General features: G+C 69.0%; 23 protein-coding genes. 14 read left to right on the top strand and 9 right to left on the bottom strand.

Going from position 1 to position 25267, the window contains the following annotated elements:
* Positions 1-227 precede the first annotated feature (227 nt).
* Entirely contained in the window at positions 228-1544 is a 1317-nt protein-coding gene (locus tag ACFYY8_RS28355; protein WP_390046047.1) for an ATP/GTP-binding protein, read from the top strand.
* The gene (locus tag ACFYY8_RS28350; RefSeq protein ID WP_390046045.1) at positions 1492-2127 is read left to right on the top strand and encodes an RloB family protein; all 636 of its coding nucleotides are present in this window, start codon (positions 1492-1494) and stop codon (positions 2125-2127) included. Before ACFYY8_RS28355 ends, ACFYY8_RS28350 begins: the two co-directional genes overlap by 53 nt.
* A gap of 452 nt (positions 2128-2579) precedes the next feature.
* Here ACFYY8_RS28350 and ACFYY8_RS28345 read toward each other — a convergent pair whose 3' ends face one another.
* Positions 2580-2972: a nuclear transport factor 2 family protein gene (locus tag ACFYY8_RS28345; protein WP_390046043.1), complete on the bottom strand. Its 393-nt coding sequence runs from the start codon at positions 2970-2972 to the stop codon at positions 2580-2582.
* Between the two features lie 39 nt (positions 2973-3011).
* Entirely contained in the window at positions 3012-3791 is a 780-nt protein-coding gene (locus ACFYY8_RS28340; protein ID WP_390046041.1) for a MoaF C-terminal domain-containing protein, read from the bottom strand.
* A gap of 67 nt (positions 3792-3858) precedes the next feature.
* Between ACFYY8_RS28340 and ACFYY8_RS28335 the strand changes: the two genes are divergently transcribed.
* Positions 3859-4647: an SDR family NAD(P)-dependent oxidoreductase gene (locus ACFYY8_RS28335; protein ID WP_390046039.1), complete on the top strand. Its 789-nt coding sequence runs from the start codon at positions 3859-3861 to the stop codon at positions 4645-4647.
* A 50-nt stretch (positions 4648-4697) separates the two neighbouring features.
* Here the strand turns inward: ACFYY8_RS28335 and ACFYY8_RS28330 are convergent, their stop codons facing one another.
* The gene (locus tag ACFYY8_RS28330) at positions 4698-6110 is read right to left on the bottom strand and encodes an MFS transporter (protein ID WP_390046037.1); all 1413 of its coding nucleotides are present in this window, start codon (positions 6108-6110) and stop codon (positions 4698-4700) included.
* Between the two features lie 30 nt (positions 6111-6140).
* Between ACFYY8_RS28330 and ACFYY8_RS28325 the strand changes: the two genes are divergently transcribed.
* Positions 6141-7133: a helix-turn-helix transcriptional regulator gene (locus ACFYY8_RS28325; RefSeq protein WP_390046035.1), complete on the top strand. Its 993-nt coding sequence runs from the start codon at positions 6141-6143 to the stop codon at positions 7131-7133.
* A 116-nt stretch (positions 7134-7249) separates the two neighbouring features.
* Here ACFYY8_RS28325 and hpaE read toward each other — a convergent pair whose 3' ends face one another.
* The 3 genes from hpaE to ACFYY8_RS28310 are packed head-to-tail and all read right to left on the bottom strand — an operon-like array spanning position 7250 to position 11097.
* The gene (hpaE, locus tag ACFYY8_RS28320) at positions 7250-8716 is read right to left on the bottom strand and encodes a 5-carboxymethyl-2-hydroxymuconate semialdehyde dehydrogenase (protein ID WP_390046033.1); all 1467 of its coding nucleotides are present in this window, start codon (positions 8714-8716) and stop codon (positions 7250-7252) included.
* Complete coding sequence (dapA, locus tag ACFYY8_RS28315) at positions 8716-9627, bottom strand: 4-hydroxy-tetrahydrodipicolinate synthase (protein WP_390046030.1); 912 nt, start codon at positions 9625-9627, stop codon at positions 8716-8718. The genes hpaE and dapA overlap by 1 nt, the downstream gene beginning before the upstream one ends.
* A 48-nt stretch (positions 9628-9675) precedes the next feature.
* Complete coding sequence (locus ACFYY8_RS28310) at positions 9676-11097, bottom strand: fumarylacetoacetate hydrolase family protein (protein ID WP_390046026.1); 1422 nt, start codon at positions 11095-11097, stop codon at positions 9676-9678.
* Positions 11098-11435: 338 nt separating this feature from the next.
* Between ACFYY8_RS28310 and ACFYY8_RS28305 the strand changes: the two genes are divergently transcribed.
* The 9 genes from ACFYY8_RS28305 to ACFYY8_RS28265 all read left to right on the top strand — a co-directional run bounded on the left by ACFYY8_RS28305 (position 11436) and on the right by ACFYY8_RS28265 (position 21505).
* Positions 11436-11675: a hypothetical protein gene (locus ACFYY8_RS28305; RefSeq protein WP_390046024.1), complete on the top strand. Its 240-nt coding sequence runs from the start codon at positions 11436-11438 to the stop codon at positions 11673-11675.
* Entirely contained in the window at positions 11675-12532 is an 858-nt protein-coding gene (gene hpaD / locus ACFYY8_RS28300) for a 3,4-dihydroxyphenylacetate 2,3-dioxygenase (protein WP_390046022.1), read from the top strand. The genes ACFYY8_RS28305 and hpaD overlap by 1 nt, the downstream gene beginning before the upstream one ends.
* 93 nt (positions 12533-12625) lie before the next feature.
* The gene (locus ACFYY8_RS28295; protein WP_390046020.1) at positions 12626-13369 is read left to right on the top strand and encodes an alpha/beta fold hydrolase; all 744 of its coding nucleotides are present in this window, start codon (positions 12626-12628) and stop codon (positions 13367-13369) included.
* A 61-nt stretch (positions 13370-13430) separates the two neighbouring features.
* On the top strand, positions 13431-14108 hold the full coding sequence (locus ACFYY8_RS28290; RefSeq protein ID WP_352014052.1) for a GntR family transcriptional regulator: 678 nt from the start codon (positions 13431-13433) through the stop codon (positions 14106-14108).
* Positions 14109-14464: 356 nt separating this feature from the next.
* Positions 14465-15028, top strand: a complete 564-nt coding sequence (locus tag ACFYY8_RS28285; protein ID WP_390046015.1) for a GNAT family N-acetyltransferase — start codon at positions 14465-14467, stop codon at positions 15026-15028.
* 468 nt (positions 15029-15496) lie between these two features.
* Positions 15497-15844, top strand: a complete 348-nt coding sequence (locus ACFYY8_RS28280; protein WP_390046013.1) for a DoxX family protein — start codon at positions 15497-15499, stop codon at positions 15842-15844.
* An 88-nt stretch (positions 15845-15932) separates the two neighbouring features.
* On the top strand, positions 15933-16394 hold the full coding sequence (locus ACFYY8_RS28275) for a tetratricopeptide repeat protein (RefSeq protein ID WP_390046011.1): 462 nt from the start codon (positions 15933-15935) through the stop codon (positions 16392-16394).
* A 504-nt stretch (positions 16395-16898) separates the two neighbouring features.
* On the top strand, positions 16899-19724 hold the full coding sequence (locus tag ACFYY8_RS28270) for an ATP-binding cassette domain-containing protein (protein WP_390046009.1): 2826 nt from the start codon (positions 16899-16901) through the stop codon (positions 19722-19724).
* Positions 19721-21505: an ABC transporter ATP-binding protein gene (locus ACFYY8_RS28265; RefSeq protein WP_390046007.1), complete on the top strand. Its 1785-nt coding sequence runs from the start codon at positions 19721-19723 to the stop codon at positions 21503-21505. Before ACFYY8_RS28270 ends, ACFYY8_RS28265 begins: the two co-directional genes overlap by 4 nt.
* A gap of 21 nt (positions 21506-21526) precedes the next feature.
* Here ACFYY8_RS28265 and ACFYY8_RS28260 read toward each other — a convergent pair whose 3' ends face one another.
* On the bottom strand, positions 21527-22420 hold the full coding sequence (locus ACFYY8_RS28260; protein ID WP_390046005.1) for an NADP-dependent oxidoreductase: 894 nt from the start codon (positions 22418-22420) through the stop codon (positions 21527-21529).
* 70 nt (positions 22421-22490) lie between these two features.
* Here ACFYY8_RS28260 and ACFYY8_RS28255 point away from each other — a divergent pair, with 70 nt between their 5' ends.
* Positions 22491-23066: a TetR/AcrR family transcriptional regulator gene (locus ACFYY8_RS28255; RefSeq protein WP_390046003.1), complete on the top strand. Its 576-nt coding sequence runs from the start codon at positions 22491-22493 to the stop codon at positions 23064-23066.
* Between the two features lie 401 nt (positions 23067-23467).
* Here ACFYY8_RS28255 and ACFYY8_RS28250 read toward each other — a convergent pair whose 3' ends face one another.
* Both ACFYY8_RS28250 and ACFYY8_RS28245 read right to left on the bottom strand, forming a co-directional pair.
* Entirely contained in the window at positions 23468-24211 is a 744-nt protein-coding gene (locus ACFYY8_RS28250; protein WP_390046001.1) for an SDR family NAD(P)-dependent oxidoreductase, read from the bottom strand.
* Entirely contained in the window at positions 24208-25209 is a 1002-nt protein-coding gene (locus ACFYY8_RS28245; protein ID WP_362911222.1) for a methyltransferase dimerization domain-containing protein, read from the bottom strand. The genes ACFYY8_RS28250 and ACFYY8_RS28245 overlap by 4 nt, the downstream gene beginning before the upstream one ends.
* Positions 25210-25267 lie beyond the last annotated feature (58 nt).

Raw genomic sequence — 25267 nt, 5'->3', positions numbered from 1 at the left:
GTGAGGCTAGGTCGATTCCGTATCTCTGATGGATTCTGCTGTTCCGTGGCGGTGGAATACATGACGGTTTCATAGCTCCTTGACGAGGTTTCCAGGTCCGTGAAGAGTCCGGGCCATGAGATGGACAGCGTTCGCGGTGTCGTCCCCGATACGGTGTTTGAACATGGCCTGTGATCACCTGTGCGGTTGTTCTGCGGCATGTAGGCTGTGAGTCCACCCAGAAGGCGGTGACAGTCGAGATGTTGCTGAGTTTTCGCACGGCCAACCATCGATCGTTGCGCGAGGAACAGCATCTGCTGCTGACGCCCGTCTACGAGAAGCAGGACGCGCCCGACATCGAGTGGCACGCGGTTCCGGTCGCGGCGATCTTCGGACCGAACGCCTCCGGCAAGTCCAACGTGATCGACGCGATCAAATACATGTCCTATCTCGTCAGATGGTCCTTCAGGGAGAATGAGCCTGGAGAGGGGATGCGGCGTAATCCGTTCGCGCTCAACGGTGATGAACCGTCCACCTATGTGGTGGATCTATGGATCGACGGTGTGCGCTACACGTACGGGTTCGCGGTCGATGACGCGGCTGTCGTCGAGGAGTGGCTGTACAGCTACCCGCACAAGAAAGAACGGAAAATCTTCGAACGCGACGCCAACGGTTTCGAGTACGGGGTGGACACCCCCAAGTCCGTGCGAGCTCTGGCGAACCTCGTGGAGCCGAACGTCCTCCTCCTGTCCGTGGGAGCGCGTGCCCGCCAGGAGATTCTGCAACCCGTCTACGGCTGGTTCGCCGCCCAGCGCTTCCGGTCTCCGACGGCCAGCGTGCACAGGGAGATGCTCGCGAACAGGTTGGGACGCATGGGAACACCTGAGCTTCAGGGACGTATCGCGAACCTCATGCGTGCCGCGGACACGGGCATCACCGACTTCAAGATCGTCGAGGAGACCGACGAGGAGATGGCCGTACGGACCGCTCGAACTCGGAGGCTCGGGGATGGTTTCCCGGCGCGTCGTCAGACAAGACTGCTGCTCCGGCACATGTGTGGTGCGGGCGAGTTCACCCTCCCCCTACACGCGGAGTCCGAGGGAACCCAGCAGATGTTCCATCTCGCCGTTTCGATACTCCCTGTTCTGGAAGATGGAGGCGTCCTTCTCGCGGACGAGTTGGACGCCAGTCTGCACACCTACCTCAGCGCGAAACTGATCCAGCTCTTCCAGGATCCGGCCACCAATCCACGCGGCGCGCAACTTATCTTCGCCAGTCATGACTCTGCGCTGCTCGGTCGGGTCCAAGGCCGAGACGTGCTCAAGCGTGACCAGATCTGGTTCACCGAGAAAGGCGAGGACGGCGGCACCCAGCTTTTCCCGCTGACCGACTTTAAGCCACGCAAAGAGGACAACAGGGAGCGTCGTTACCTTACTGGCCGATATGGTGCCGTTCCTAATGTGGACGACGAACTCTTCATGGCGGCGCTCGCCACACGTGTAGATTCTGCGCATGTCTCCCCGGCAGCCCAAGGGCAACAACGTCACCCGTCGGCCGTTGATTGAGAGAAGGTCCTCCCTCGAACGCCGATCATCTGGAACGCGGACCGAGCGGAAGCGTCTTCTCATCCTTTGTGAAGGAGAAACCGAGGAACGTTACTTTCTAGGAATGCGCACGCGCGGCGGGCCGGTGCTTGAAGTGGTCAATCCCAGGGTTGACCACCTCAACGTCGTGGTGGAGGCCCAGCGACGCTGGCGGGTCGATGGCTATGACGACGGTGACGAGGTGTGGTGTGTCCTCGACACGGAACTCGACCGTAGGCTTGCCGAGCAGATGCAGGCGAAGGCGAGGGGAAATGTGCGCCTCGCGCTTTCTACCCCGTGTTTCGACTACTGGCTCCTGCTGCACCACAAGGACCACCGTGCCCCTTTTCAGGCGGCCGGTGAGGTTGAACGGGTGCTGAAAGTCGTACTGCCGGGGTGGAGCAAGGGAAGTACCAGGTTCGCGGATTTCAAGGACGGAGTCGGTGATGCCTGCTGGCGTGCGAAGGCCATTGGCTCCGAAGGAGAGGACCACATGCGAAACCCCTCCACGTCGGTGTGGAGACTTGTGGAGTCAATCACCACAGGGTCCCCCAACACCCGCTGACGGTGGCGACGAGGTTCGAGGCGGCGCGGTGCCGTACACCACCTGGAGCCCGGCGCTCACCGCGTCACCGGGACCGCCGCTCGCCCCCAGGCACCCTCGACACCTTCCGCGCCCTGATCGCCGAGCTGAACCTGTAGTTGATCGCCGTGTCGGAACCGCTCGCGTCGGTTTTCGGCGCGACGACGGTCACCTCGTGGCCCGCGCCGCTGAGCATCTTCGTCTCACGGGAGGTTCTGCGCGCCCTACTGGCCGCGCAGAACCTCCTCGCCCATCCCGAACCGGCTACGGCACCGTGTGGGTGCCGTATCTGGAAGACTCGGGCCGCTCGGACACGTGGCCCTCCTGGGAGGACCGTTCCTGGGAGGGCGAACTGACAGAGATCTCCTACATGCCCGCCGGTACCGACATGACCTTAGGTGTCAACGGAAGCACGCCCCACGGGCCGCACCGTGTCACGGGCGCAGGGCCTCCTGGACCCGCGCGGTGTCGGTGAACTGCTCGAACTTCGTGGCGACGCCGTCCTTGACGTGCCACACGTGCGTGAAGCGAACGTCCATGTACTTGCCGGTGGCGAGGTAGGTGCCCCGGTAGTTGCCGATCACGACGATCGTGTCGCCGCCGTCGACGTACTCCTCGGGAACCGCCTGGTAGTCGTCCCACTCGCCGCCGAGCCTGGCGAAGACCTTGTCGCGCACCTCGTCGGGGCCGATGTAGGTGCCCGCGTACGGGAAACCGGCCATCTCGGTCCACGCGGCGTCGGGGCCGAGCAGGCCCAGGATGCCGTTGATGTCACCCGCCGCCGAAGCCTCGTATGACGCGCGGACCGCGTCGAGGTTCTTGCTCATTGCCTCTCCTTACTTCGCTTCGCTGAACAGCGCTTGTCCTCAGACGGGCTCTCCGCCGTCCGGGTAGGTCACCTGGCCGAGCGGCTGGATGTAGGCGCCGCCGCCGGAGTTCCTGATGTCCCCCTCGCCGGAGACGCCGAGGAAGGAGCCGACCGAGCGCAGCGCGGCCCAGTCGTACAGCCAGGTCGCGGCCACCGGGATGAGGAACTCCCTGAAGGTGAAGACGTAGACGTCCTCGGCGATCTTCCAGGTGCTCGCCATGTCCACGTCACCGTGGCCGCGCTGCTCGCCGACGAGGCACTGCCAGGCGTAGCGTTCGGAACTGAGGTAGACGTGTTCGTAGAGGTGGTTCGGGCTGTAACGGTACAGCGCCCGCCTGCCGATCAGGTCACGAGTGGGTGCGGGCGCCTCGCCCGTGACCTCACGACCGTCGATGGTTCCGGGGGTGAAGGTCTGGGAGACCTGAGGCTCGCCGGGGGTCCGCTCCTCAGCGACGATGGAGACGATGCGCAGGGCGTGTCCGGTCGCGGTGTGCAGGACGACGACGTACGCCTCACGGGGCTGCGAGGCCTGGGTCCAGTGAACGAAGAAGAGATCGTCGCGTACGGCGATCGCCTCGTACCAGTCGGCGGCGCCGCCGTCGACGCTCACGCTGTGCGCGTCCTTGAAGGAAAGGGTGGTCGTGGTCCCGTCGTCGAACGTCAGGCTCACCTCGGTACCGGCGAGGACGTCGGAGACCGGGATTCGGTTGGTGTCGATCCCGGCGGCGAAGTCGTCCATGTTCTTCCAGCCGTCTGGCCGGTCTACTTCGGCGGTCACTACGACTCCTTCCTACGCGAAGTTATCTATGAAATCATATAGCTTCTAGCTGCAAAGGAGTAGGCCGATGAGGCTAAAAGGTAAGGTCGCCCTGGTCACCGGGGCCGGTACGGGAATCGGCGCGGCTGTCACCCGAAGGTACGTGGAAGAGGGCGCCAGAGTCGTTCTGACCGGTCGGAGAGAGGCGCTCCTTACCGAGGTCGCCGCTCCGCTCGGAGACGCGGCCGTGGCCTTCGCCGCCGACGCGACGGACGCCGCCCAGATGCGGGCGGCGGCGGACCTGGCGCGTGAGCGCTTCGGCTCGCTCGACATCGTCGTCGCGAACGCCGGTGGACACGGGGGTTCCGGGGTCGCGGACACCGACGACGAGTCGTGGGGGCTCAGCCTCGACGCCAACCTCAACAGCTGCTTCGTGACCTGCCGGGAGACGCTGCCCGCGCTGATCGAGAGCCAGGGAAGCATCGTGATCGTCTCCTCGATCGCGGGTCTGGCCGCCGGACCAAACGTATGCGGATATGTCACGACCAAGCACGCGCTGGTGGGGCTGACCAAGTCGCTGGCCCGCGACTACGGCCCCAAGGGCGTGCGGGTGAACTGCCTGTGCCCCGGTTGGGTGCGTACCCCGATGGCCGACCACCAGATGGACGAGCTCGCCGCCCGCGACGCCATCAGCCGTGACGAGGCCTACGACCTGGTCACCAAGGACGTCCCGCTGCGCCGCCCGGCCACCTCCGAGGAGATCGCCGACATCTGCCTGTTCCTCGGCTCCGCCGAGTCGGCCATCATGACCGGTTCCGTGATCGTCGCCGACGGCGGCGCCATGGCCGTCGACCTGCCGACCCTGGCGTTCGGCTGATCCTCGACGCCCGTACGGTGCCCGGCGGCTCACGCCGGGCACCGTACGGGTCAGGAGGCCGGTCGCCGCTGAGCGCGTAGGAAGAGGGCGACCACCACCGCCGTGACCAGGCAGAGGACGGCGTTGACGACGATCGCGACGCTCACCCCGCCGAGCACGTTCCTGACGCTCTCCCCACCCTGGGCGTGGACGTAGGCCGCGACGACGGCGCTCATGACCGGGATGCCCATGGTGATCCCGACCTGCTGGCTCATCGTGGCCAGGCCCGTCGCCAGCCCCTGCTCCCCGTCGGGAAGCCCGGAGGTCGCGGTGACCATGAACCCGACGATCGCGACCAGGTTGGCCACCCCACCGGCGAAGGTCGCCACGAGAAGCAGGGCGATCCAGCCGGGCTCCGGCCCGAGCAGGGCGAGCGGAAGGGTCGAGGCCGCCTGGACGACGAGTCCCACGACGACCGCCCTGGCGCTGCCGATCCTGCCGATGACCTTCGGGCCGACGATCCCGCCCAGTACGGTGCCCACACCGAGGACGGCGAAGGCCAGACCGGCGCCCAGCGGGGAGTAGCCGAGGACCTTCTGCAGGTAGAGGGTGAGCAGGAAGACCAGGGAGGTCTCCGTCGCGAAGGCCAGCAGCCCGGCGACGTTGCCCAGGCCGACACTGCGCCGCTTCAGGATCGCGACCGGCACCAGCGGCGCGGCGACACGCTTCTCGATCACCCAGAAGGCGGCCAGGAGCAGCACGCCGGCGCCCAGGGCGCCCAGCACGGCCGGGTCGGTCCAGGAACGCTCGCCCGCCGTGGTGAGTCCGTAGATCAGGGCCAGCAGGCCCGAGGTGACCGCGACGGCCCCCAGCGGGTCGAGTTTGGGCCGCTCGGCGGGCCGGGTCTCGGTGAGCGTGGACGGAGCCAGGACGAGCACGACGACCGCGACCGGCACGTTGACGAAGAACGCCCACCGCCAGCTGAGCAGGTCGGTGAGGACGCCGCCCAGGATCGCCCCGGTGGTGAAGCCCGCGGCCATGAGAGCCCCGTTCAGGCCGAGCGCCCGCTCCCGCAGCGGCCCTTCGGGGAAGGCGGTCGTCAGCAGGGAGAGCGCCGCCGGAGTGACGGCTGCGGTGGCCAGACCCTGGGCGACACGGGCGATCAGCAGCGGTTCGGGAGAGGTCGCCAGGCCACCGGCCAGGGACGCGACGCCGAGCAGCGCCATGCCGGACAGGAAGAGCCTGCGCCGTCCGAAAAGGTCGGCGAAGCGCCCGAACAGCAGGGTGAACCCCGCGGCGCAGAGCGCGAAGGCGGTGGCGATCCACTGCAGGTTCCGCAGGGAGAAACCGACGCTCTCCCCGATCTCCGGCAGGGCGACGTTGAGAATCGAGAAGTCGACCGCGAGGGTGAAGCTCGCGCTCAGCAGCAGGACCAGAGTGAGCCGCTGCTTGGTCGTCATCCTGGGCCGGGTCCGTTGATCCACGCTTGACACGTCGAGGGTCCGTTCTCGCTGGTGGCTTTCCGCTGTCGGTTCACCACCATCGATCGGACCGGGATCGGCAACCAGGCCTCAGGACCTCCTACCCACCGGTTGCCTGGCACCGGCAGGGACAGGCACGACCCGGAGAAACCGGGCACCATGGACTTCATGCAGGACATCACGGCACTCGGGGAGTTTCTCCGCACGAGACGAAGCAGGCTCAAGCCCGAGGACGTGGGCGTCGCCTCCTACGGCAGGCGCCGCGTGCCGGGCCTTCGCCGGGAGGAGCTGGCCCAGCTCGCCGGTGTCAGCGCCACCTACTACACCCGGCTGGAGCAGGGGCAGAGCGCCAACGCCTCGGAGGCCGTCATCGACTCCCTGGCCCGCGCGCTCGACCTGAACGAGGACGAACGCGCCCACCTGCACGACCTCGCCAGGCCCGTCCCCGCGAAACGCCGCAGACCCGCCAAGCCCGCCATGGTACGGCCCGGCACCCGCCAGCTCATCGACGCCATGGGTGAGGTTCCCGCCGTGGTGCTGGGGCGGCGCAACGAGGTGCTCGCCTGGAACAGGCTCGGACACCTGCTTCTCGCCGGGCACCACGCCTTCGACGCCCCCGACCGGATCGCGGACCGGCCGAACCTGGCCCGGATGCTCTTCCTCGACCCGCACCACCGCAATCTCCACGTCCACTGGGAGGAGGAGGCGATCCGCGCGGTGGCCTCGCTCAGGGTCGTGGCCGGCCGCTACCAGGACGACCGCGAACTGGCGGAGCTGATCGGCGAGCTGTCCATGAAGAGCCCGGAGTTCGCCGTCATGTGGTCCCGGCATCCGGTGGCGACCTGCGCCTCCGGCACCAAGAGCTTCCAGCACCCGGAGGTCGGCGACCTCACCCTGGAGTTCGAGGTCCTGCACCTGCCGGACGACTCGGGCCACCGCGTGCTGATGTACAGCGCCAAGCCCGGCGGTTCCTCGGAGGCCGCGCTGAAACTCCTGCGGAGCAGGGTGGGATCCGCCGGTTTCTGACGACGGAACAGGTCGTGGCCCTCCCGGCCGGCAGGAGGCCGGAAGGACCACGACCCGCCGGACCGGGTACGGCCCGGCGGGAACGGTCCGGGCCAGGGGCGCCGGACCGGAGAGGGTCAGGAGGCGCCGAACCGGGGGATCGGCAGGTCCTCGGTCGCCACGTGCACGATGTGCGACTCGGTGTAGACGTCGATGCTGTGCTTGCCGCCCTCACGGCCGAGGCCACTGGCCTTGACGCCGCCGAACGGGGTGCGCAGGTCACGGACGTTCTGGGAGTTGACCCAGAGCATGCCCGACTCGATCTGCTGGGCGAGCCTGTGCGTGCGGCGCAGGTTGTTCGTCCACAGGTAGGCGGCCAGGCCGTACCGGGTGTCGTTGGCCAGCTCCAGCGCCTCCTCCTCGGTGGAGAACGGCGTGACGCACACGACCGGGCCGAAGATCTCCTCCTGGAAGATCCGCATCTTCGGCGAGACGTCCGCGAACACCGTGGCCGACAGGAAGTTGCCGACCGGCAGGCTGTCGGGGCGCGAGCCACCGGCGACCAGACGGGCGCCCTCGTCGATGCCGATCTGGACGTACTCCATGACCCGGGCGTAGTGCTCGGGGTGGACCAGCGCGCCCAGCTCGGTCGCCGGGTCGTCCGGGGCGCCGACCTTCACGCGGGAGGCGCGCTCGGCGAAGCGCTGGACGAACTCCTCGTAGATGGTGTCCTGGACCAGAACGCGGGAGCTGGCCGTGCAGCGCTCGCCGTTCAGGGAGAAGACACCGAAGACGGCGGCGTCGAGCGCGCGGTCGATGTCGGCGTCGTCGAACACGATCAGCGGGGACTTGCCGCCGAGCTCCATCGACAGCGTCTTCAGGTTGTCCGCGGCGTTGCGCATGATGATCTGGCCGGTGGTGGTCTCACCGGTGAAGGAGATGATCGGCACGTCGGGGTGCGCGACCAGGGCGGCGCCCGCCTCCTCACCGATGCCGTGCACGATGTTGAACACACCGGCGGGCACGCCCGCCTCCTCCATGATGGCCGGAAGGAGGCTGGCCGAGAGCGGGGACCACTCGGCGGGCTTCAGGATGACCGGGCAGCCGGCCGCGAGCGCGGGCGCCAGCTTCCAGGTCTCCAGCATGAACGGGGTGTTCCACGGGGTGATCAGGCCCGCGACGCCGATGGGCTTGCGGATCACGTAGTTCAGCTGGGCGGAGGCGACGCGGTAGACGTCCTCACCGAGGGTGGTGATGACGTCGGCGAAGAACCGGAAGTTCTGCGCGGCGCGGTGGGCCTGGCCACGGGCCTGGGTGATCGGCAGACCGGTGTCCCGGCACTCCAGGGAGGCGATCTCGTCGTCCCGCTTCTCGATCGCGTCGGCGATCTTGCGCAGGACGTTGGCACGCTGCTGGGCGGGCATCTTCGGCCACGGGCCCTCGGTGAAGGCCTTGCGGGCCGCGGCGACCGCGGCCTCGATGTCCTCGGCCTGACCGGCGGAGACCGTCAGGTACTCCTCGTTGCTCGCGGGCTCAAGGGCGGTGAACGTCGCGCCGGAGACGCTGGGAACGTGTTCCCCGCCGATGTAGTGCTGCAGGTTCATCAAGCCACTCCCTCACTCTGGGCCAGCAGTTCGTTGATCCGCTTGATCCCCGCGTCGGTGGGCGTGATCAGAGGCGGGCGGACATGACCGGAGGCGATCAGACCGCGTTGTTCCAAGACCCACTTGGCAGGGGCGGGGTTCGTTTCGACGAACAGCAGCTCGACCAGGGGGTGCAGGGCGTAGTGCAGGTCGAGGGCGGTCTTGTGGTCGCCCTCGACATAGGCGGTGTACATCTTCGCGACGGCGGCCGGAGCCAGGTTGGCGACCGCGCTGACGAAGCCGACGCCGCCGATGGCGAGCAGCGGCAGGCAGAGCAGCTCGATGCCCGACCACATCAGGAAGTCACGGCCGCACTTGTGGAGCACCTGGGAGAAGTGCTCGAAGTCCTTGGTGGTCTCCTTGATGCCCACGACGTTGTCGTGGTCGCGGCGGAGCCTGGCCACCGTCTCGGGGGCGATGTCGACCGCGGTCCGCGACGGGACGTTGTAGATGACGATCGGCAGGCTGGGGAACTCCTTGGCGACCGTGGAGTACCAGGTGTAGAGCGCCTCCTGGGTGGGACGCGCGTAGTACGGGGTGATGACGAGGGCGGCGTCGGCGCCGAGACGCTCGGCCTCCGCGGTCAGGCGCAGGGTCTCGTCGAGCTTGGCGGAGCCGGTGCCCGGCAGGAACGGCACGCGGTCGGCGGTCTCCTCGGCGACGGCGGCCATCGCGGCGATCCGCTCGTCGATGCTCTGCGCGCCGGGCTCACCGGTCGAGCCGCCGATCGAGATGCCGTGGGAGCCCTGTTCGAGCTGCCAGCGGACCAGGGCACGCAGCGAGTCGAGGTCGAGCTCGCCCGTCGCGGTGAACGGGGTCACCACGGGGGCGAGGGACCCGCGAATGCTCGCGGGATCCGAACGGAACTTCATGTGATCACTCCTTGTGCAGCTACAGGTCGGTCTTCGCGGGGGTCAGGGTCACTCGGCGCTTGCCTGCTCCTCGTAGACCTGGCGCCAGGCCTTGTTCATCGGGTAGAGACCGTCGACAGAGGCGCCCTCGTCGACTCGCTCGTAGATGAAGCGCTCCTCCTTCTCCTGCTTGACGGAGTCGCGCGCGACCTCGGCGACCAGCCGGGGCGGGATCACGACAACGCCCTCCGCGTCACCGACCAGGACGTCGCCCGGCATGACCAGCACGCCGCCGCAGTCCACCGGGATCTGCGAGTCCATCGGGACGTGCCTGCGCCCGAGCACGGCCGCGTGCGCGACGCCGTAGTAGGAGGGCATGTCCAGGCTGGAGAAGGAGGGGCTGTCCCGCAGACCGCCGTCGGTGATCACGCCGACGGCGCCGCGGCGCAGGGCGCGCAGCGCGAGGATGTCGCCCAGCGTGCCCGCGCCGTGGTTGCCCCTGGCGCTGATGACCAGGACCTCGCCCGGTTGGATCTCCTCGACGGTGCGCTTCTGCGCGTTCATGCCGTTGCCGATCTCGGCGAAGACGTCCTCGCGCAGCGGGAGGTAGCGAAGCGTCCTGGCGATACCCACCATGCGCAGGTCGGGCCTGGCGGGCTTGACGCCCTCGATGAAGTGGTGGTCGATGCCCCGCTTGCGCAGCTGGGAGGAGATCGTCGCGGTGGAGACGGACTTCAGGGCCGCGATGAGGTCCTCGTCGAGGACGCCCGTCTTCTCGGCGCCGGGAACGGGGGTCGAGCCGTACGCGGCGGCCTTGAGCTGGTCGGTGACCTTGGGCTGCACGCCGTAGGAGGGCAGGGGGCCCTCGTCGGCGACGACCTCGTTGCGGAGCCTGCCGGTGTCCTCAAGCTCGACCTCGACCACGTCGCCGGGCTGTACGACGGTCGATCCGGCGGGGGTGCCGGCCAGGATGATGTCGCCGGGTTCGAGCGTCATCAGCCGGGACAGGTCGGCGATCAGCAGGTCGAAGCCGAACAGCAGCTCGTCGGCGCACGCCTCCTGGACCAGGTCCCCGTTGACGTAGGTGCGCAGCCACAGCTTCGACGGGTCGTCCGTCTTGAGGATGGCCGGGCCGATCGGCGTGTAGCCGTCCTGGCCCTTGGCGCGGAGGTTGGAGCCGAGGTCGGCGTGCTTGAAGTCGTAGACCCCGAAGTCGTTGGCGGCGGCGTAACCGGCCACGTGGCCGAGCGCCTCCTCGGGGGAGACCTGGTGGGCCCGGGTGCCGATGATGATGGCGATCTCGCCCTCGAAGGCCATCAGCTCACAGCCCGCGGGCCGGACGACGGGCCGGCCCGACCAGGACAGCGAGGAGGCGGGCTTGAGAAAGTAGGAGGGGACCGCCGGGGTGCGCCCACGCTCGGCCGCTCGGCTGCGGTAGTTGAGATGGACCGCGATGATCTTTCCTGGCGTCAGGCCGAGCGGGTGATCCACGGCCACCTCCCTGAGTTAAATCGTATACGACATCATGCATGATACGCGATGAGGTCACGTCGGGCTATAGACAAAGATATTTGAATTCGTACATGATTTGGAGGTGTTCGGGCTTGTGAGACCCACCGCGGGGGAACACGAGCACCGAACGGACCCGAGGAGATCGACATATGACGGACCTGGCCAGCGGAGACGGGCGCGTTCCCGTGTCCCGCACGGCCGCCGGCGGCCTCTTCGCAGCGGGTACGGCCCGCGTTCGGGCGGTGACGCCCCGGAGGACACACCGGCCGATCGTCCGGATACTGTCTGAGAACGACCCCGGTGCCCCCCACGACATCGTGGATCGTGCCAACACCTCGGAGTACGGCCCCGCGACCTTCGCCACGGCCTTCGTCCGAACCAGGGACCTGTCCACCCCCCACCGCACGACGGCCGGGGACAGGGCCGGAGCCGTCCTCATCGACATGATCCATGTCCCGGATGCCGCGACCAGCGGCCAGGACCGGGGGATGGGACCGTACGCCATCGTCGCCTATACAGAAGTCAAGGGCGTCTGGACACACCTGGGAGGGTCGTGATGGGAGAGCTCGTCATGGCGGCCAAGATCACGCATGTGCCGTCGATCTGGCTGTCGATTCAGCCCGGTAAGCACTTCGGCATCCGGAGGAACGCCGAGCTGGCACTCACGGAGATCGGCAGGCGGGCCCACGAGCGTGGGGCCGACACCTTCCTGGTCTCCGACACCCACTGGCTGAACAGCATCGGCTTCCACCTCAACGGCAAGGAACGCCACCGGGCCACCTACGTCAGCCACGAACTGCCGCACTTCATCCACGACCTGGCCTACGACTACCAGGGCGACCCCGAGCTGGCCGAGCTGGTCCGTGAGGAGATCGTCGCGGGCGGGCAGAAGGCGCGCGTCCACGACTACAACGACCTCGGCCTTGAGTACGCCACCCTCGTGCCGATGTACTTCATGAACAAGGACTCCTCGATCCGGGTGCTGCCGATCGGCTGCAACATGTACTCCACGATCGAGGAGAACCGCAGGATCGGCGAGGCGCTGATGCGGGCCATCCGCCGCAGTGACAGGAAAGTGGCCTTCCTGGCCAGTGGCTCGTTGTCGCACGCCTTCCCGGCCAACGAGATCGCCGAGTCGATGCTCGACGACGTGAGCAGCGAGATCAACCGGCAGGTGGACATCAGCGTCCTCGACATGTGGACGCAGGGCCGTACGGCCGAGTTCCTGGAGATGCTGCCCGACTACAACAAGCGCTGCACGGGAGAGGGTGCCATGGCCGACACGGCCATGCTCTTCGGTCTGCTGGGCTGGGAGAATTACACCGGCAACGGCGAGCAGCTCTGTCCGTACTTCGGCAGCAGCGGCACCGGCCAGGTGGTCGTCGACTTCCCCCTGCCCGCCGAGGTCTCCTGATTCCCAGGGTACGGACGTCTTCCGGCGGAGATCGGGGACGTGCAGTACGATAAGAAATCGTATGTGAAAGACTCTTCGAGGAGTACGCGACCAATGCAGGATCGACAGGGCTTGGCCTCCCGTGTTTTCCCCTCTGACCACCCCGTCGACCTGCCCCCCGTGCTCCTCCTGCACGGCATCGCCTCCGACGGCGAGACCGACTGGGTCACGCCGGGCACCGTCGCCGCGCTGAACGACGCCGGGCGCACCGCCGTCGTGGTCGACCTGCGCGCCCACGGCGCCAGCCCCGCCTCCGACTCCGCCGAGGAGGCGGGCGCCCCGGCGCAGGCGCGCGACATCCTGGCCGTGCTGGACGAGGCGGGCGTCGAGACGTTCGACATCGCGGGCTACTCGCTGGGCGCCAGGCTCAGCTGGGCGGTCGCCGAGGCGGCTCCGGAGCGTGTGCGCCGGGCCGTACTCGGCGGGCTCAGCCCCGTCGAGCCCTTCACCATGGTGGACATCGCCGCCCTCCACAAGGCCGTCGCCGAGGGCGTGCAGCCCGAGGACCCCTTCACCGGGATGATCGCCGGGATGGTCGGCTCCCGTGGCCCCGAGCGGGCGCCGGGCCTCGCGCTCGTCGTCGAAGGCCTGGCCGGGAGCCCGTTCGACCCGAAGGGATGGCCCGGCCAGACCCCGCCGGTCTTCGTCGTCGGCCAAGACGACATGATGACGAACGGAATCGAGCGTATCGTCGGTCTGGTAGACGGAGCGGAGCTGCTCACCGTCCCGGGCGACCACTTCGGCGCGCTCACCGGTGCCGAGTTCCGCGGCATCGTCGTGAGGGCGCTGAGCCGGTGATCACCAACGGGGCGGGCGCCCACCAGGGCAGCGGCCCAGGGTTAAAGATGAGGGGACACCGGTGAGAGTGGTCAAGAAGACCGCCAAGGCCAAGGAGTCGAAGGCGGAGATCAGCTACGGGCTGCTCCGTTCACGAATCCTCGACGGAACGTACGGCCCCGGCTACCGGCTGGTCATGGACCAGCTCGCCAGGGAGACCGGAGTCAGCACGATCCCGCTGCGCGAAGCCGTACGGCGACTGCAGTCGGAAGGACTCGTCGAGGTCGTGCGCAACATCGGCGCACGCGTGGCCGTCTTCGACTCGACCCAGGTCGAGCACACGCTCAACGTCCTGGCCCGGCTTGAGGGATACGCCACGGCGATCTCCGCCCCGCTCATGTCGCCCGAGCAGATCGAGGAGTCGCGGGAGATCAACGCCCGCATGGTCGAGGCCCTTGAGGAGTTCGACCCGACCTCCTTCACGGCCCTCAACCGGCAGTTCCACTTCTCGATCTACCAGTACTGTCCGGACGACCACCTGGCCAACCTGCTTGAGTCGGAGTGGGCCCGGCTGGACCACATGCGGCGTTCGAGCTTCACCTACGTTCCTGGGCGGGCCCGGCGCTCGGTGGTCGAGCACGAGCACATGCTCGACCTGATCTCGATGGGCGCCCCGGCGGAGGAGATCGAACGGGTGGCCTGCGCCCACAAGATCGCCACGGCCGAGGCGTTGCACAACGCCCATGTGACGGCTGTGTGATCTAGCGCCGCCTTCGGCGGCGCGGGGCTGTGTCTCTTTGCGCCGCCTTCGGCGGCGCGGGCTTGGGCGCTTTCGGGTCGGTGTCTTCCCTCGTCTCTCCGTCGCTTCGCTCCTGCGTTCCTCAGTCCAGACACCGACGCGCCCAAGCCGACACTCCTCACGCTTGGCGCCGGTACCCCGAACTCCGGTACCCCGAACTCCTCACGCTTGGCGTCGGGAAAGGGTGAGCCGGTACCTCTCTGGGCTGGCGGCGTCCGAGGGGGGCGAGTAGGGGCGCGGCGGCCTTCTGGGGTGGGCAAGTGCGGAGGCCTTCGGCGGCTCCGGAGGAGGGGTTCGTGTTCTAGGGTCGTGGGCCTATGAGCGAATTGCCTGCGCTTTCCGCCCCGGAGATCTCCTCGGAGCGACTCCTGCTTCGCAGGGCGTTGCACGACGGCGACCGTGAGGGGCTCATCGAGCTCTCGACCGATCCCGAGGTCCAGGCGTACATCGGTGGCCCTCGGCCTCTGGGTGAGGTCGAGCGACACTTCGACGAGGTCATGGCCGCCGGTGCGACGACCAGGCCGGGTAACTATGTCATCGCGGACAACACGACGAACCAGGTCATCGGGACGTTGATGCTCGCCCGCTGGTGGACCGACCACCCGCAGCGGGTCACCGAGGACGGCGAGGAACTGGTTCTCGGCTATGTCCTGCGGCGCGGCGCGTGGGGCGCGGGGTACGCGTTCGAGGCCGCGACGGCCGCGTTGCGCGCGGCGGCCGAGGAGTTCCCCGACCAGCCGGTCGTCCTCGTGACCCAGACCGCGAACGAACGCTCCCTGAAACTCGCCGAACGCCTCGGCTTCCACCTCACCACCACGTTCGAGGAATTCGACGCCGAACAGGCCCTCTGCGTCACACGCCTGTCCACGTTCAAGGCCTGATCACCGCTGTGGGCGCGGGGCTTGCGGACGTGCCTCCGCTGGCCGGGCCGTAAAGGCCGTGACCGGCCTGCTCATCACCCTGAAGGGTTCGCAACCGGGTGAGCACGATCCGGCCCGGGTGGTCTGGGGCGGCGGGTCCCTCATCGCCCTGAAGGGTTCGCGACGTGACCATGGGGGTGCTCCCGCCGTGCCGTGCTGGTCCCCCATCACCTTGAAGGGTTCGCGACGCTAGGCGATCCTGGCCGGCTTGGATACGGTCGGCCGTTCCTCATCGCCCTGAAGGATTCGTGGCGGTGCGAAAGCGTGGGGGCGGGGCGCTCGTTGAGTGAGTTTCGGCTCTTGGGCGGAACGGGGTGTCGCGTGGGCCGGGCCGGTCGGGAGGCTGTGCATCGTCGGCGCATCGCGGAACCATCAACCGGGGCCCACAGGATCGGTGCCACAAGGAAGCACCGAACAGGGAGTGTCCCCATGTCCACCACCGCCACCGTCGTCACCGTCCTGGCCGCCCTCTGGGTGGGTTTCTCCGCCTTCTCCCTCCTGCGCCGCGCCGAATGGGTCGTGAAGCCGCTGGTGGACTACGGTGTCCCCCGCTCGTGGTGGACCTGGCTCGGCGCGGCCAAGGCCGCCGGGGCCGTAGGTCTGTTGGCCGGCCTGTTCGTGCCGGTCGTCGGCGTGGCGGCCGGGATCGGCCTGGTGCTGTACTTCGCCGGGGCCGTCGTCACCGTGCTCAGGGCGCGCTCGTACTCGACCGTGGTCTTCCCCCTGCTGTACATGGGGCCGGTGGTCGCGGCCTTGGCGCTGGGATACCTCCTCTGACAGCGGCACGTGTCCGCTCGGCCCTCACGGGGGTGGTGAGGGTCGAAATAGGCTGACCGCGGTTGTCCGTGATGGCGAAGGAGTAACTGTGACCACAGACCCGACGATGACCCGGATCGGCCAGGGGATGGAGTTGCATCACAAGGGCCAACGTGAAGCCGCTCGCGACATGTTCGCGCGGATCTGGGACGACATCGGCGGTGAACAGGGCGACCCGCTGCATGTCTGCGTCCTCGCCCATTCGATGGCCGACGTCCAGGACGACGTGCGGCAGGAGCTGACGTGGGATCTGCAGGCGCTCGCCGCCGCCGATCTCCTCACCGACGAGCGGGTGGCCCAGGCCGGGTCGCCCCTTTCGGCGGCCGGTCTGTATCCGTCGTTGCATCTGAACCTGAGCGAGTGCTACCGCAAGCTAGGAGATTTCGACCGCGCTCGTGAGCATCTCCAGCAGGGGCGGGCGGGGGTCGGAGCACTCGACGACGACGGGTACGGGCGGCTCATCAGAGGGGGCCTGGAGCGGTTGGCCGAACAGTTGGGCGAGACCACCTGACCGTGCGGCTGAAGCCGAGATTCGAGAGAGCACCTTGTTGCCGGCGCCGCCGGTGGCGAGGTGCCCTCCGTGCTGGTGCGTGTGTCACGCCGTCACTTTCGACTTATGGCGGGATTGGCAGGAAAGGTAGATGTAAGTGGTGGATTCTCCGTTTTGGGGGTGGTTGGGAGGTCTTGCTGCTGTTAGGTTATGCCCCTAACGAAGGTTAGCCTTACCTTAGGGGGCGCGGTGGTGTCGCAACGGCGAGTTGTCGGGCGTCCCGGGCGGACCACCGTGCGCGACATCGAGAGGACCGGGGCCGGAGGGGGATCACCTCGCCGCCGCGCCGGGGATGCGAGCCGGACATGACGGCGGTGGTCCACGGAACGGTCACCGAGAACACGGCGAGACCGACGGCCACGGCGAACCTGATGTCTCCGGCCCCGAAGGCCATGACGGCCCCGAAGCCATGACGGCCACGGAGGGGGCGCGGTGATGGCCGCGCGAGGGTTCCAGGGAGCCGTCATGCGCGGCTTCGGGGCTCGTGACCATGTGGCGACCGTGGTGCGGACTTCCATGGTCACACCGCATATGGTGCGGATCCGCATGTCGGCGCCGACCCTGTTCGAGAACGTCACCGTCGGCCCCACCGCGTGGCTGCGGTTCTGGTTCCCCGACCCCACCGGGTCCGACAGGGAACACCAGCGCGCCTACACCCTCGTCTCGTGCGAGCCGGAGACCGGTGAGTTCGCCGTGGACGTGGTGCTGCACGAGCCCGCGGGGCCGGCGACCGTGTGGGCGGGGAAGGCCGAGCCCGGCGACGAGGTCCAGGTGATGTCGTTCGGCTCCTCGCGCTTCGCCGTACCGGACGAGCCGCCTGCGGGGTATCTGCTGGTCGGTGACCCCGCGTCGGTGCCCGCGATCAACGGCATCGTCGCCGCGCTGCCCGACGACGCCGAGATCGCGCTCTACCTGGAGAGACAGCACGAGGAGGACGAGCTGATCCCGCTCGCCTCCCACCCGGGGCTGCGGGTGCGGTGGGTGCCCAGGGACGGCGAGACCTCGCTGGCCGCCGCGATCGACGAGCGTGACTGGTCCAACTGGTACGCCTGGGCGGCGACCGAGGCGGGCTCCCTCAAACACCTGCGCAAGACCCTGCGTGACAGGTTCGGCTTCCCCAAGGCCGACACCTACGCCCAGGCCTACTGGACGTACGGCAGGGCCATGGGTTCGCTGCGCCGTACCGGCGAGGAGAAGGCCACCGAGCAGGCACCCGCCGAACGGGAAGTCACGGCGTCGGCCGTACGGCCTGCTGAGGAGAAGGCCGCCGGGCGGGAGGCGGCCGTACGACCTGCCGAGAAGGAGGATGCCGGGCCGACGTCGGCCGTGCGCTCCGATGAGCAGGAGGCCGCCGGGCAGCGGCCTGATGGGCGGGAGGCCGTACGGTCTGGTGGGGTGGCTTCCGCGGTGCGGGATGTGCGAACCGGGCAGCGACTCGCCGGGCAGGCGTCGGCCGTAAGGCCTGATGAGCAGGAGGGCGCCGGGTCGGCGTCGGGCGTGAAGCCTGGTGGGGCGGTTTCCGCCGCGCGGGCCGCTCGGGAGAGGCAGGGGCGGTGGCGGTCGCAGGCGGCCAAGGAGCTGCTCGCGCCGGTGAAGACCGCGATGATCGTCGCCGGGGTGGTGCAGGGGGTCGTCACGCTGGTGCAGCTCGCGCCGTTCGTGCTGCTGGCCGAGCTGGCGCGGCTGCTGCTCGCGGGGGCCGACGGGGACCGGCTGCGCGGTACCGCCGTGGCCTTCCTGGTCGTCTTCGGCGCCGGAGCGCTGCTGGGCAGCGCGCTGATGGTGTGGCTGCACGTCCTGGACGCGCGGTTCGGCGCGCGGGTCCGCCACCGGCTGCTCGGCAAGCTCGTACGGCTGCCGCTCGGCTGGTTCACCCGGCGTGGCTCCGGGGCGGTCAAGAAGCTCGTGCAGGACGACACGCTGGAGCTGCACGGTCTGGTCACGCACGCCGTCCCCGACGGGGTCGCGGCCGTCGTCGCCCCGGTCGCGGTGCTGGTCTACCTGTTCGCGACCGACTGGAGGCTGGCGCTCGTCCTGTTCGTCCCGATCATCGTGTATCTCTTCGCCTTCGCCGCGATGATGTTCCAGAGCGGCCCGAAGATCGCCGAGGCGTCCCGGTGGGCGGAGCGGATGGGCAACGAGTCGGCCGCCTTCTTCGCGGGACAACCGGTGATCCGGATGTTCGGCGGCGTCGCGGCCTCCTCCTTCCGGCGTGAGCTTGAGTCCTACATCGGCTTCCTGGACGGCTGGCAGCGGCCGTTCATCGGCAAGAAGACGTTCATCGACCTGGTCACCCGCCCGATGACCTTCCTGTGGTTGATCATGGTCGTCGGCACGCCCATGGTCGTCTCCGGGGCCATGGAGGCGGCGACGCTGCTGCCGTTCCTGCTGCTCGGCACCACCTTCGGCGCGCGGCTGCTGGGCATCGGCCTCGGGATGGGCGGCGTCCGCGCGGGCGTCCTGGCGGCCCGCCGTATCGCCGTCGTCCTCGGTGAGAAGGAGCTGACCACCCGTCCTGAGACGGTGGAACCGGAGGGGGAGCGGGGGGTCGTCCGCTTCGAGCGGGTGAGCTTCGGCTACCGGCCCGGCAAACCCGTCATCCACGACGTCTCGCTGGCCCTGCGGCCGGGTACGGTCACCGCGCTCGTCGGCCCCTCGGGGTCGGGCAAGTCGACGCTCGCCGGACTGCTGGCCCGCTTCCACGACGTGGACTCCGGCGCCGTCACCGTCGGGGGACGCGACATCCGCGCGATGTCCGGTGACGAGCTCTACACCCGTGTCGGGTTCGTCTTCCAGGACGCGCAGCTCGTGCACGGAACCGTACGGGAGAACATCGCCCTGGCCAGGCCGGAGGCGACCACGGCCGAGATCGAGACGGCGGCGCGGGACGCGCGGATCCACGAGCGGATCCTGCGGTTGCCCGACGGCTACGAGACCGTGCTGGACGGCGACGGCGGACTCTCCGGCGGGGAACGGCAGCGCCTCACCATCGCGCGTGCCCTGCTCGCCGACACCCCGGTGCTGGTCCTCGACGAGGCGACGGCGTTCGCCGATCCCGAGTCCGAACACCTCGTACAGCAGGCCCTGACCCGGCTCACCCGAGGCCGTACGGTGCTCGTCGTCGCGCATCGCCTGCACACCGTCGTCGACGCCGACCGGATCGTCGTCCTCGACCACGGCCGCGTCGCGGAGACCGGCACCCACACCGAGCTGATCGCGTCCGGCGGCCGTTACCGCAGGCTGTGGGACAGCCGGGGAAGCGTACCCGCCAAGGCGGAGGTGTCCCGATGATCCGTACCCTCGTCCGGCTCGTCCCCGCGGCCGACCGGGGCAAGGTGGTCGGGTACGCCCTGCTCACCGTGGTCTCCGCGATCCTGCGGGGAGTCGGCTGCCTACTGCTCGCCCTCCTGCTCGGCGCGTTGTTCTCCACGGTTCCGGCCGACGCGCTGCCGTGGCTGGGCGCGCTCACCGTGAGCGTCGTGCTCGTGTGGGCCGTGGACACGGTTGTCTCCCGCATCGGCTTCGACATCGGGTTCACGCTGCTCGGCACCGTGCAGCGCGACCTCACCGACCGGCTCACCCGTATCCCGCTCGGCTGGTTCACCGCCGAACGCACCGCGACCGCCAGGCAGGCCGTCGCCGCCTGCGGCCCTGAGCTGGTCGGGCTCGTCGCCAACCTGCTCACCCCGTTGCTGAGCGCCGTCCTGCTGCCCGTCGTGATCGCGATCGGCCTGACGGGCTTCGCCTGGCAGCTCGGGGCCGCCGCCTGGGTCGCCGTCGTGGGACTGCTGGTCGCGCTGTGGGCGACCACCGGGATCACCCGCGCGGCCGACGCCGCCGACACGGCCGCGCACAGCGCGCTGACCGAGCGCGTCCTGGAGTTCGCCCGCACCCAGCAGGCACTGCGCGCCGCCCGCAGGGTCGAACCGGCCCGCAACGGAGCGGGTGCCGCCGCCGTCGCGCAGCGCGGTACGGCGCTGCGCCTGGTGCTGCTGCAGATCCCGGGACAACTGCTGTTCGGCCTGGCCGGTCAGGTGGCGCTGGTCGCGCTCGCCGGAGCCGTCACCCTGCTCCACCTCGAAGGAGGTCTCGGAGCGCCGCAGGCCGTGGCGCTCGTCGTGGTGGCCGTACGGTTCCTCGAACCCTTCACCGTGATCAGCGAGCTGGCACCCGCGATCGAGTCCGTCCGGGGCACCCTCGACACCCTGCGCGCCATCCTCGACGCCCCGGCTCCCCCTGTTTCAGCCGCTGCCTCGGCCACCGCCCCGGCCCCCGGCCGGGACGCGCCGCGCGTCGAGTTCCAGGGGGTGGGCTTCGGCTACGGTGACGACGAGGTGCTCAAGGACCTGTCCTTCACCCTCGAACCGGGGACGACCACGGCCGTCGTCGGCCCTTCCGGCTCGGGGAAGAGCACGATCCTGTCGCTCGTCGCGGGCTTCCACGAGGCCGCGCGGGGACGCGTCCTCATCGACGGCCAGGACGTCTCCGGGCTGGACCCGGCCACCAGGCAGCGGCTGTCCAGCATGGTCTTCCAGCATCCGTACCTGTTCGGCGGCACCATCCGCGACAACGTCCTCGCGGGTGACCCGGACGCGGAACCGGCACAGGTCGCGGAAGTCATGCGGCTCGCCCAGATGGACGAGATCGTCGGGCGGCTGCCCGACGGGGAGCGTACGGATGTCGGCGAGGCCGGGGCCGCCCTCTCCGGCGGTGAGCGGCAGCGCGTCAGCATCGCCCGCGCCCTGCTCAAACCGGCGCCGATCCTGCTGATCGACGAGGCGACCAGCGCCCTGGACACCGAGAACGAGGCCGCCGTGGCCCAGGCCCTGAGCAAGGACGTACGGCGACGCACCCGCGTCATCGTCGCCCACCGCCTGGGCGGCATCCATCACGCGGACCGGGTGCTCTTCGTCGAGGACGGCGCGATCGTCGAACAGGGAACCCCGGCGGAACTACGCGCGGCCGGCGGCCGCTTCGCCGAGTTCTGCCGCCATCAGGAGCAAGGAGAGGACTGGCGCCTGCGCTCGGCCGCCCCCGACCACGACCTGGTCCTCTCCACAGACCAGGACTGAACCGACTCCCGGGGAGAGGGTTCAGACGACGATGACCCGGCGGCCTCGGGTGTGACCGGCCTGGCTGTCGGTGTGCGCCGCCGCCGCTTCGGCGAGGGTGTACGACTTCTCGACGGGGATGTGGAGTCGCCCCCGAGAGATGAGGTCGGCGGCCTCGGCGAGCGCGTCCGGCACGCTTCCGGCCACGCCGGAGAACCGGACACCGAACTCCGGAGCGCCGAGATCGGCGATGGAGATCACCTTCCGCGGATCCCCGGTCAGTTCGACGAGTTCGCGGATCACGCCGGAGCCTGCCAGGTCGAGGGCCGCGTCGACACGGCCGAGCCGTCGCACCCGCTCGACCCAGCCCTCGCCGTACGTCGTGGCGACGGCGCCCAGGCCGCGTAGGTAGTCCTGGTTCGCGGGCCCGGCCGTGCCGATCACCGTGATGCCGCGGTCGCGGGCGATCTGCAGCACCGCCGATCCGACTCCGCCGGAGGCGCCGCTGACCAGCAGCGTCTGACCGGGCCGTACACCGACCTGGTCGATGACGCGCAGCGCGGTCTCCACCACGGAGGGGTATCCGGCCGCCTCCTCGAACGTCAGCCCCTCGGGCATCAGGGCCCAGGCCGACAGCACGGCGAACTCGGCGTAGGTGCTCGAACCCTCGCCGAACACGTGGTCGCCGACCTTGACCCCTTCGACGCCCGCGCCGACCTCGTCCACCACCCCGGAGGCGTCCAGCCCGACCCCGGCGGGCAACTCGATCGGACGGGCCTTCTGGAACTGGCCTTCGCGGATCCTCCAGTCGACGGGGTTCACCCCCGCCGCCCGTACGGCGATGCGTATCTTCCCGGGTCCCGCGTGGGGCTCCTCGGCGTCCACGAGTCGCAGGACGTCCGGGCCGCCGAACGCGGCGAAGCTCACTTTCCTCATGCCGCCGACCGTAGCACTAACGGTTAGTGTTTCGAAACCGTTGTGTTTTCATATCTGATAGCATCACGGCATGACCGTGCCGTCCGGGCGCCGGGAGCGCAAGAAGGCCGCGACCCGCCAGAAGATCGCCGAAACCGCCCTGCGTCTCTTCCTGGAGCGCGGCTACGACGCGGTGGGCATCCGGGACGTGGCGGCCGAGGCCGACGTGGCCGTCACCACGGTCTTCTCGCACTTCGCCTCGAAAGAGGCCCTGGTGTTCGGGCAGGACGAGGACTTCGAGCGGCGTCTCAGGCAGGCGGTCACCGACCGGGCGCCGCAGGAGCCGCTCATCCCCGCGCTGCGCCGCGAGATCCGGGCCATGGTGCGCCACTGCGTGTCGGGCGGCGGCACCCCGATCTGGGACATGATCGACAAGACCCCCGCCCTGCGGGAGTACGAGGAATCGATGAGACTGCGCCACGCGGAGTCACTGGCGACGGCCATCGCCGCCGATCCCGACCTGTCGCGGACCACGACGGCCTGCCGGACGATCGCGAGATTCGTGGTCGACGCCCACTCCCTGGCCCGCGAGTCCCCCGACCCGGAGGCCGCAGTCGACGAGATCTTCCAAATGATCGAAGCCGCCTGGTCAGCGACCGAGGGGTAAGGCACCTGACTCTCGGTCTGGATCCCGCCGCCCCGGCCTGTCCACCCCCGGCTCCACGGACGAAAGGTCTCAGCTCAGGCGCCGACGCCGTACACGAGAAGTTTCGGCCCGCGCCTTACCAACCCCCACGCGCAAGAAGTTTCGGTCCATACGCGCCAACCCCAAACGCGAAGAGCTCGGGTACCGGCGCCATGCGTGAGGAGTTTGGCCTTACCGGCGCCAGGTGTGGAGAGTGTCCGGCTTGGGCGCGTCGGTGCTTGGACTGAGGAACGCAGGAGCGCAGCGACGGAGTGACGAGGGAAAGCACCGACTCAGGGCGCCCAAGCCCGCGACGCCGAAGGCGGAGCAAAGAAACACAGCCCGGCGCCCCCCCACGGTGCGCCGGGCTGTGTTGTTCTGGGTCACACCAGGAGCTGGCCGCCGTCCACCTGGACCACGGTGCCGGTGATGTGACCGGCGTTCGCGGAGGCCAGGAACAGCACCAGCGGTGTGATGTCCTCGGTGGTCGCGATCTTGCGGAGCGGGATGCGCGACTCCCATGCCTCCCGGGCCTCCGCGTTCTCCATCAGACCGGCGGTCATCGGGGTGTGCACGGGACCGGGGGCCACGCCGTTGACGCGGATGCCGTGACCGGCCAGCTCGACGGCGCCGGTGCGGGTCAGCGCGTCCACGGCGGCCTTGGTGGCCTCGTAGTGACCCATGCCGGGGGTCGGCTGGCGGGCGCCGATGGAGCTGATGTTGACGATGCAGCCGCCCTTGCCCGCCTTGATCATCTGCGCGGCGACCGTCTTGGTGACGGTGAAGGTGCCGCGGAAGTTGACCGAGACGACCGTGTCGAAGACCTCGAAGGGGAGGTCGACGAGGAAGCCGCCACCGGCGACGAGGCCGGCGTTGTTGACGAGGACGTCGACGGTGCCGAGCTTCTCGGCGACCTCCTCGACGGCCGCGTTGACGCTCTCGGGGTCGGTGACGTCGAGGGTGACGGCGTGGCCGCCGATCTCGGCGGCGACCTCGTCGGCGCCCGCACGGTTGACGTCGGCGACGACGACACGGTCACCGGCGGCGGCGAACGCCTCCGCCACGGCCCTGCCGATGCCGCTCGCGGCGCCCGTGACGAGGACGACGCGTCCTTCGGCGCCGCTCACCGGGCTTCCGCGACGATCACGCGGGGGCTGCCGGGCAGTGCGAGGGTCTCGACGGGGGTCCAGCCGGCCTCGGTCAGCCAGCCGTGGACCTGGTCCTCGGGGTAGACGATGGTGCCGTCGATGGTGAGGTACTCACCGGCGTGCAGCGCGTCGATGCTGCGCTGCTTGTCGTCGTTGTCGAGGAAGAAGTCGAGCAGGAGGAGCTTGGCGCCGGGGACGGCCGCCTCGCGGGCGCGCTTGACGATGGCCCTGTTCTGCTCGTCGTCGTAGCGGTGCGCGACGTGCTCAAGGAAGACCAGGTCGAAGCCGGTGGGGATGTCGCCCTGCAGCGGGTCGCCCTCGACGATCTCGACGCGCTCGTTCAGGCCGGCCTCGGCCAGCACGCCCCTGGCGGCCTCGACGAGGGGGCCGCCGGAGAAGAAGGTGCCGTTGAGCGCGGAGTTGGCGGTCAGGGCCTCGACGAGGAAGGAGACGGACAGGCCGCCGTAGTCGAGGACCTTGGTGTAGGGGGAGAAGTCGAAGTTGTCGGCGAGCATCTTGGCGTGCAGCGCGTTGTAGGTCATGACGCCGCCCATGAAGATGTCCATGCGGTCGCCGGACATGTCCAGGTCGCCGGGCTTGCCGGTGCGGACGGTGTTGATGAAGCCGAGCCAGTGGCCGTAGCTGACGGCGTCGAGGAAGGCGAGGAACTTACGCAGGTCGAGGTCGCCGGCGGAGCCCGCGAGGTACCGCGCGGTGGCGGGGGTGTTGGCGTACACCCCGTCGGTGCGGGTGAGGAGGTCGAGGCTCGACATCGCGTCGGCGAGAATCCTGGCGACGTTCGCGGGGATCCCGGCGCGCTCGGCGATTTCGGCGGCGGTCGCGGGACCGTCGGCCAGCGCCGCGAACACTCCGGCCTCACTGGCGGCGAAGAGCTGCTTGGCGGCCATGTAGCCGATGGCCACGTCCACGATCTTCGAGGGGCTCGCGGACGAGGTGCTGTCGGGGAGAGACGACATGCGATGCGCTCCTTTGATTCCAAACAATATTGGGAATACTATACGATTCACCAGGCAG

Source organism: Streptosporangium sp. NPDC001559, from assembly GCF_042893955.1.
Lineage (GTDB): Bacteria > Actinomycetota > Actinomycetes > Streptosporangiales > Streptosporangiaceae > Streptosporangium.
Note: the sequence above shows the minus strand (reverse complement) of the source record. Positions and strands in the feature narration are given on the sequence as shown.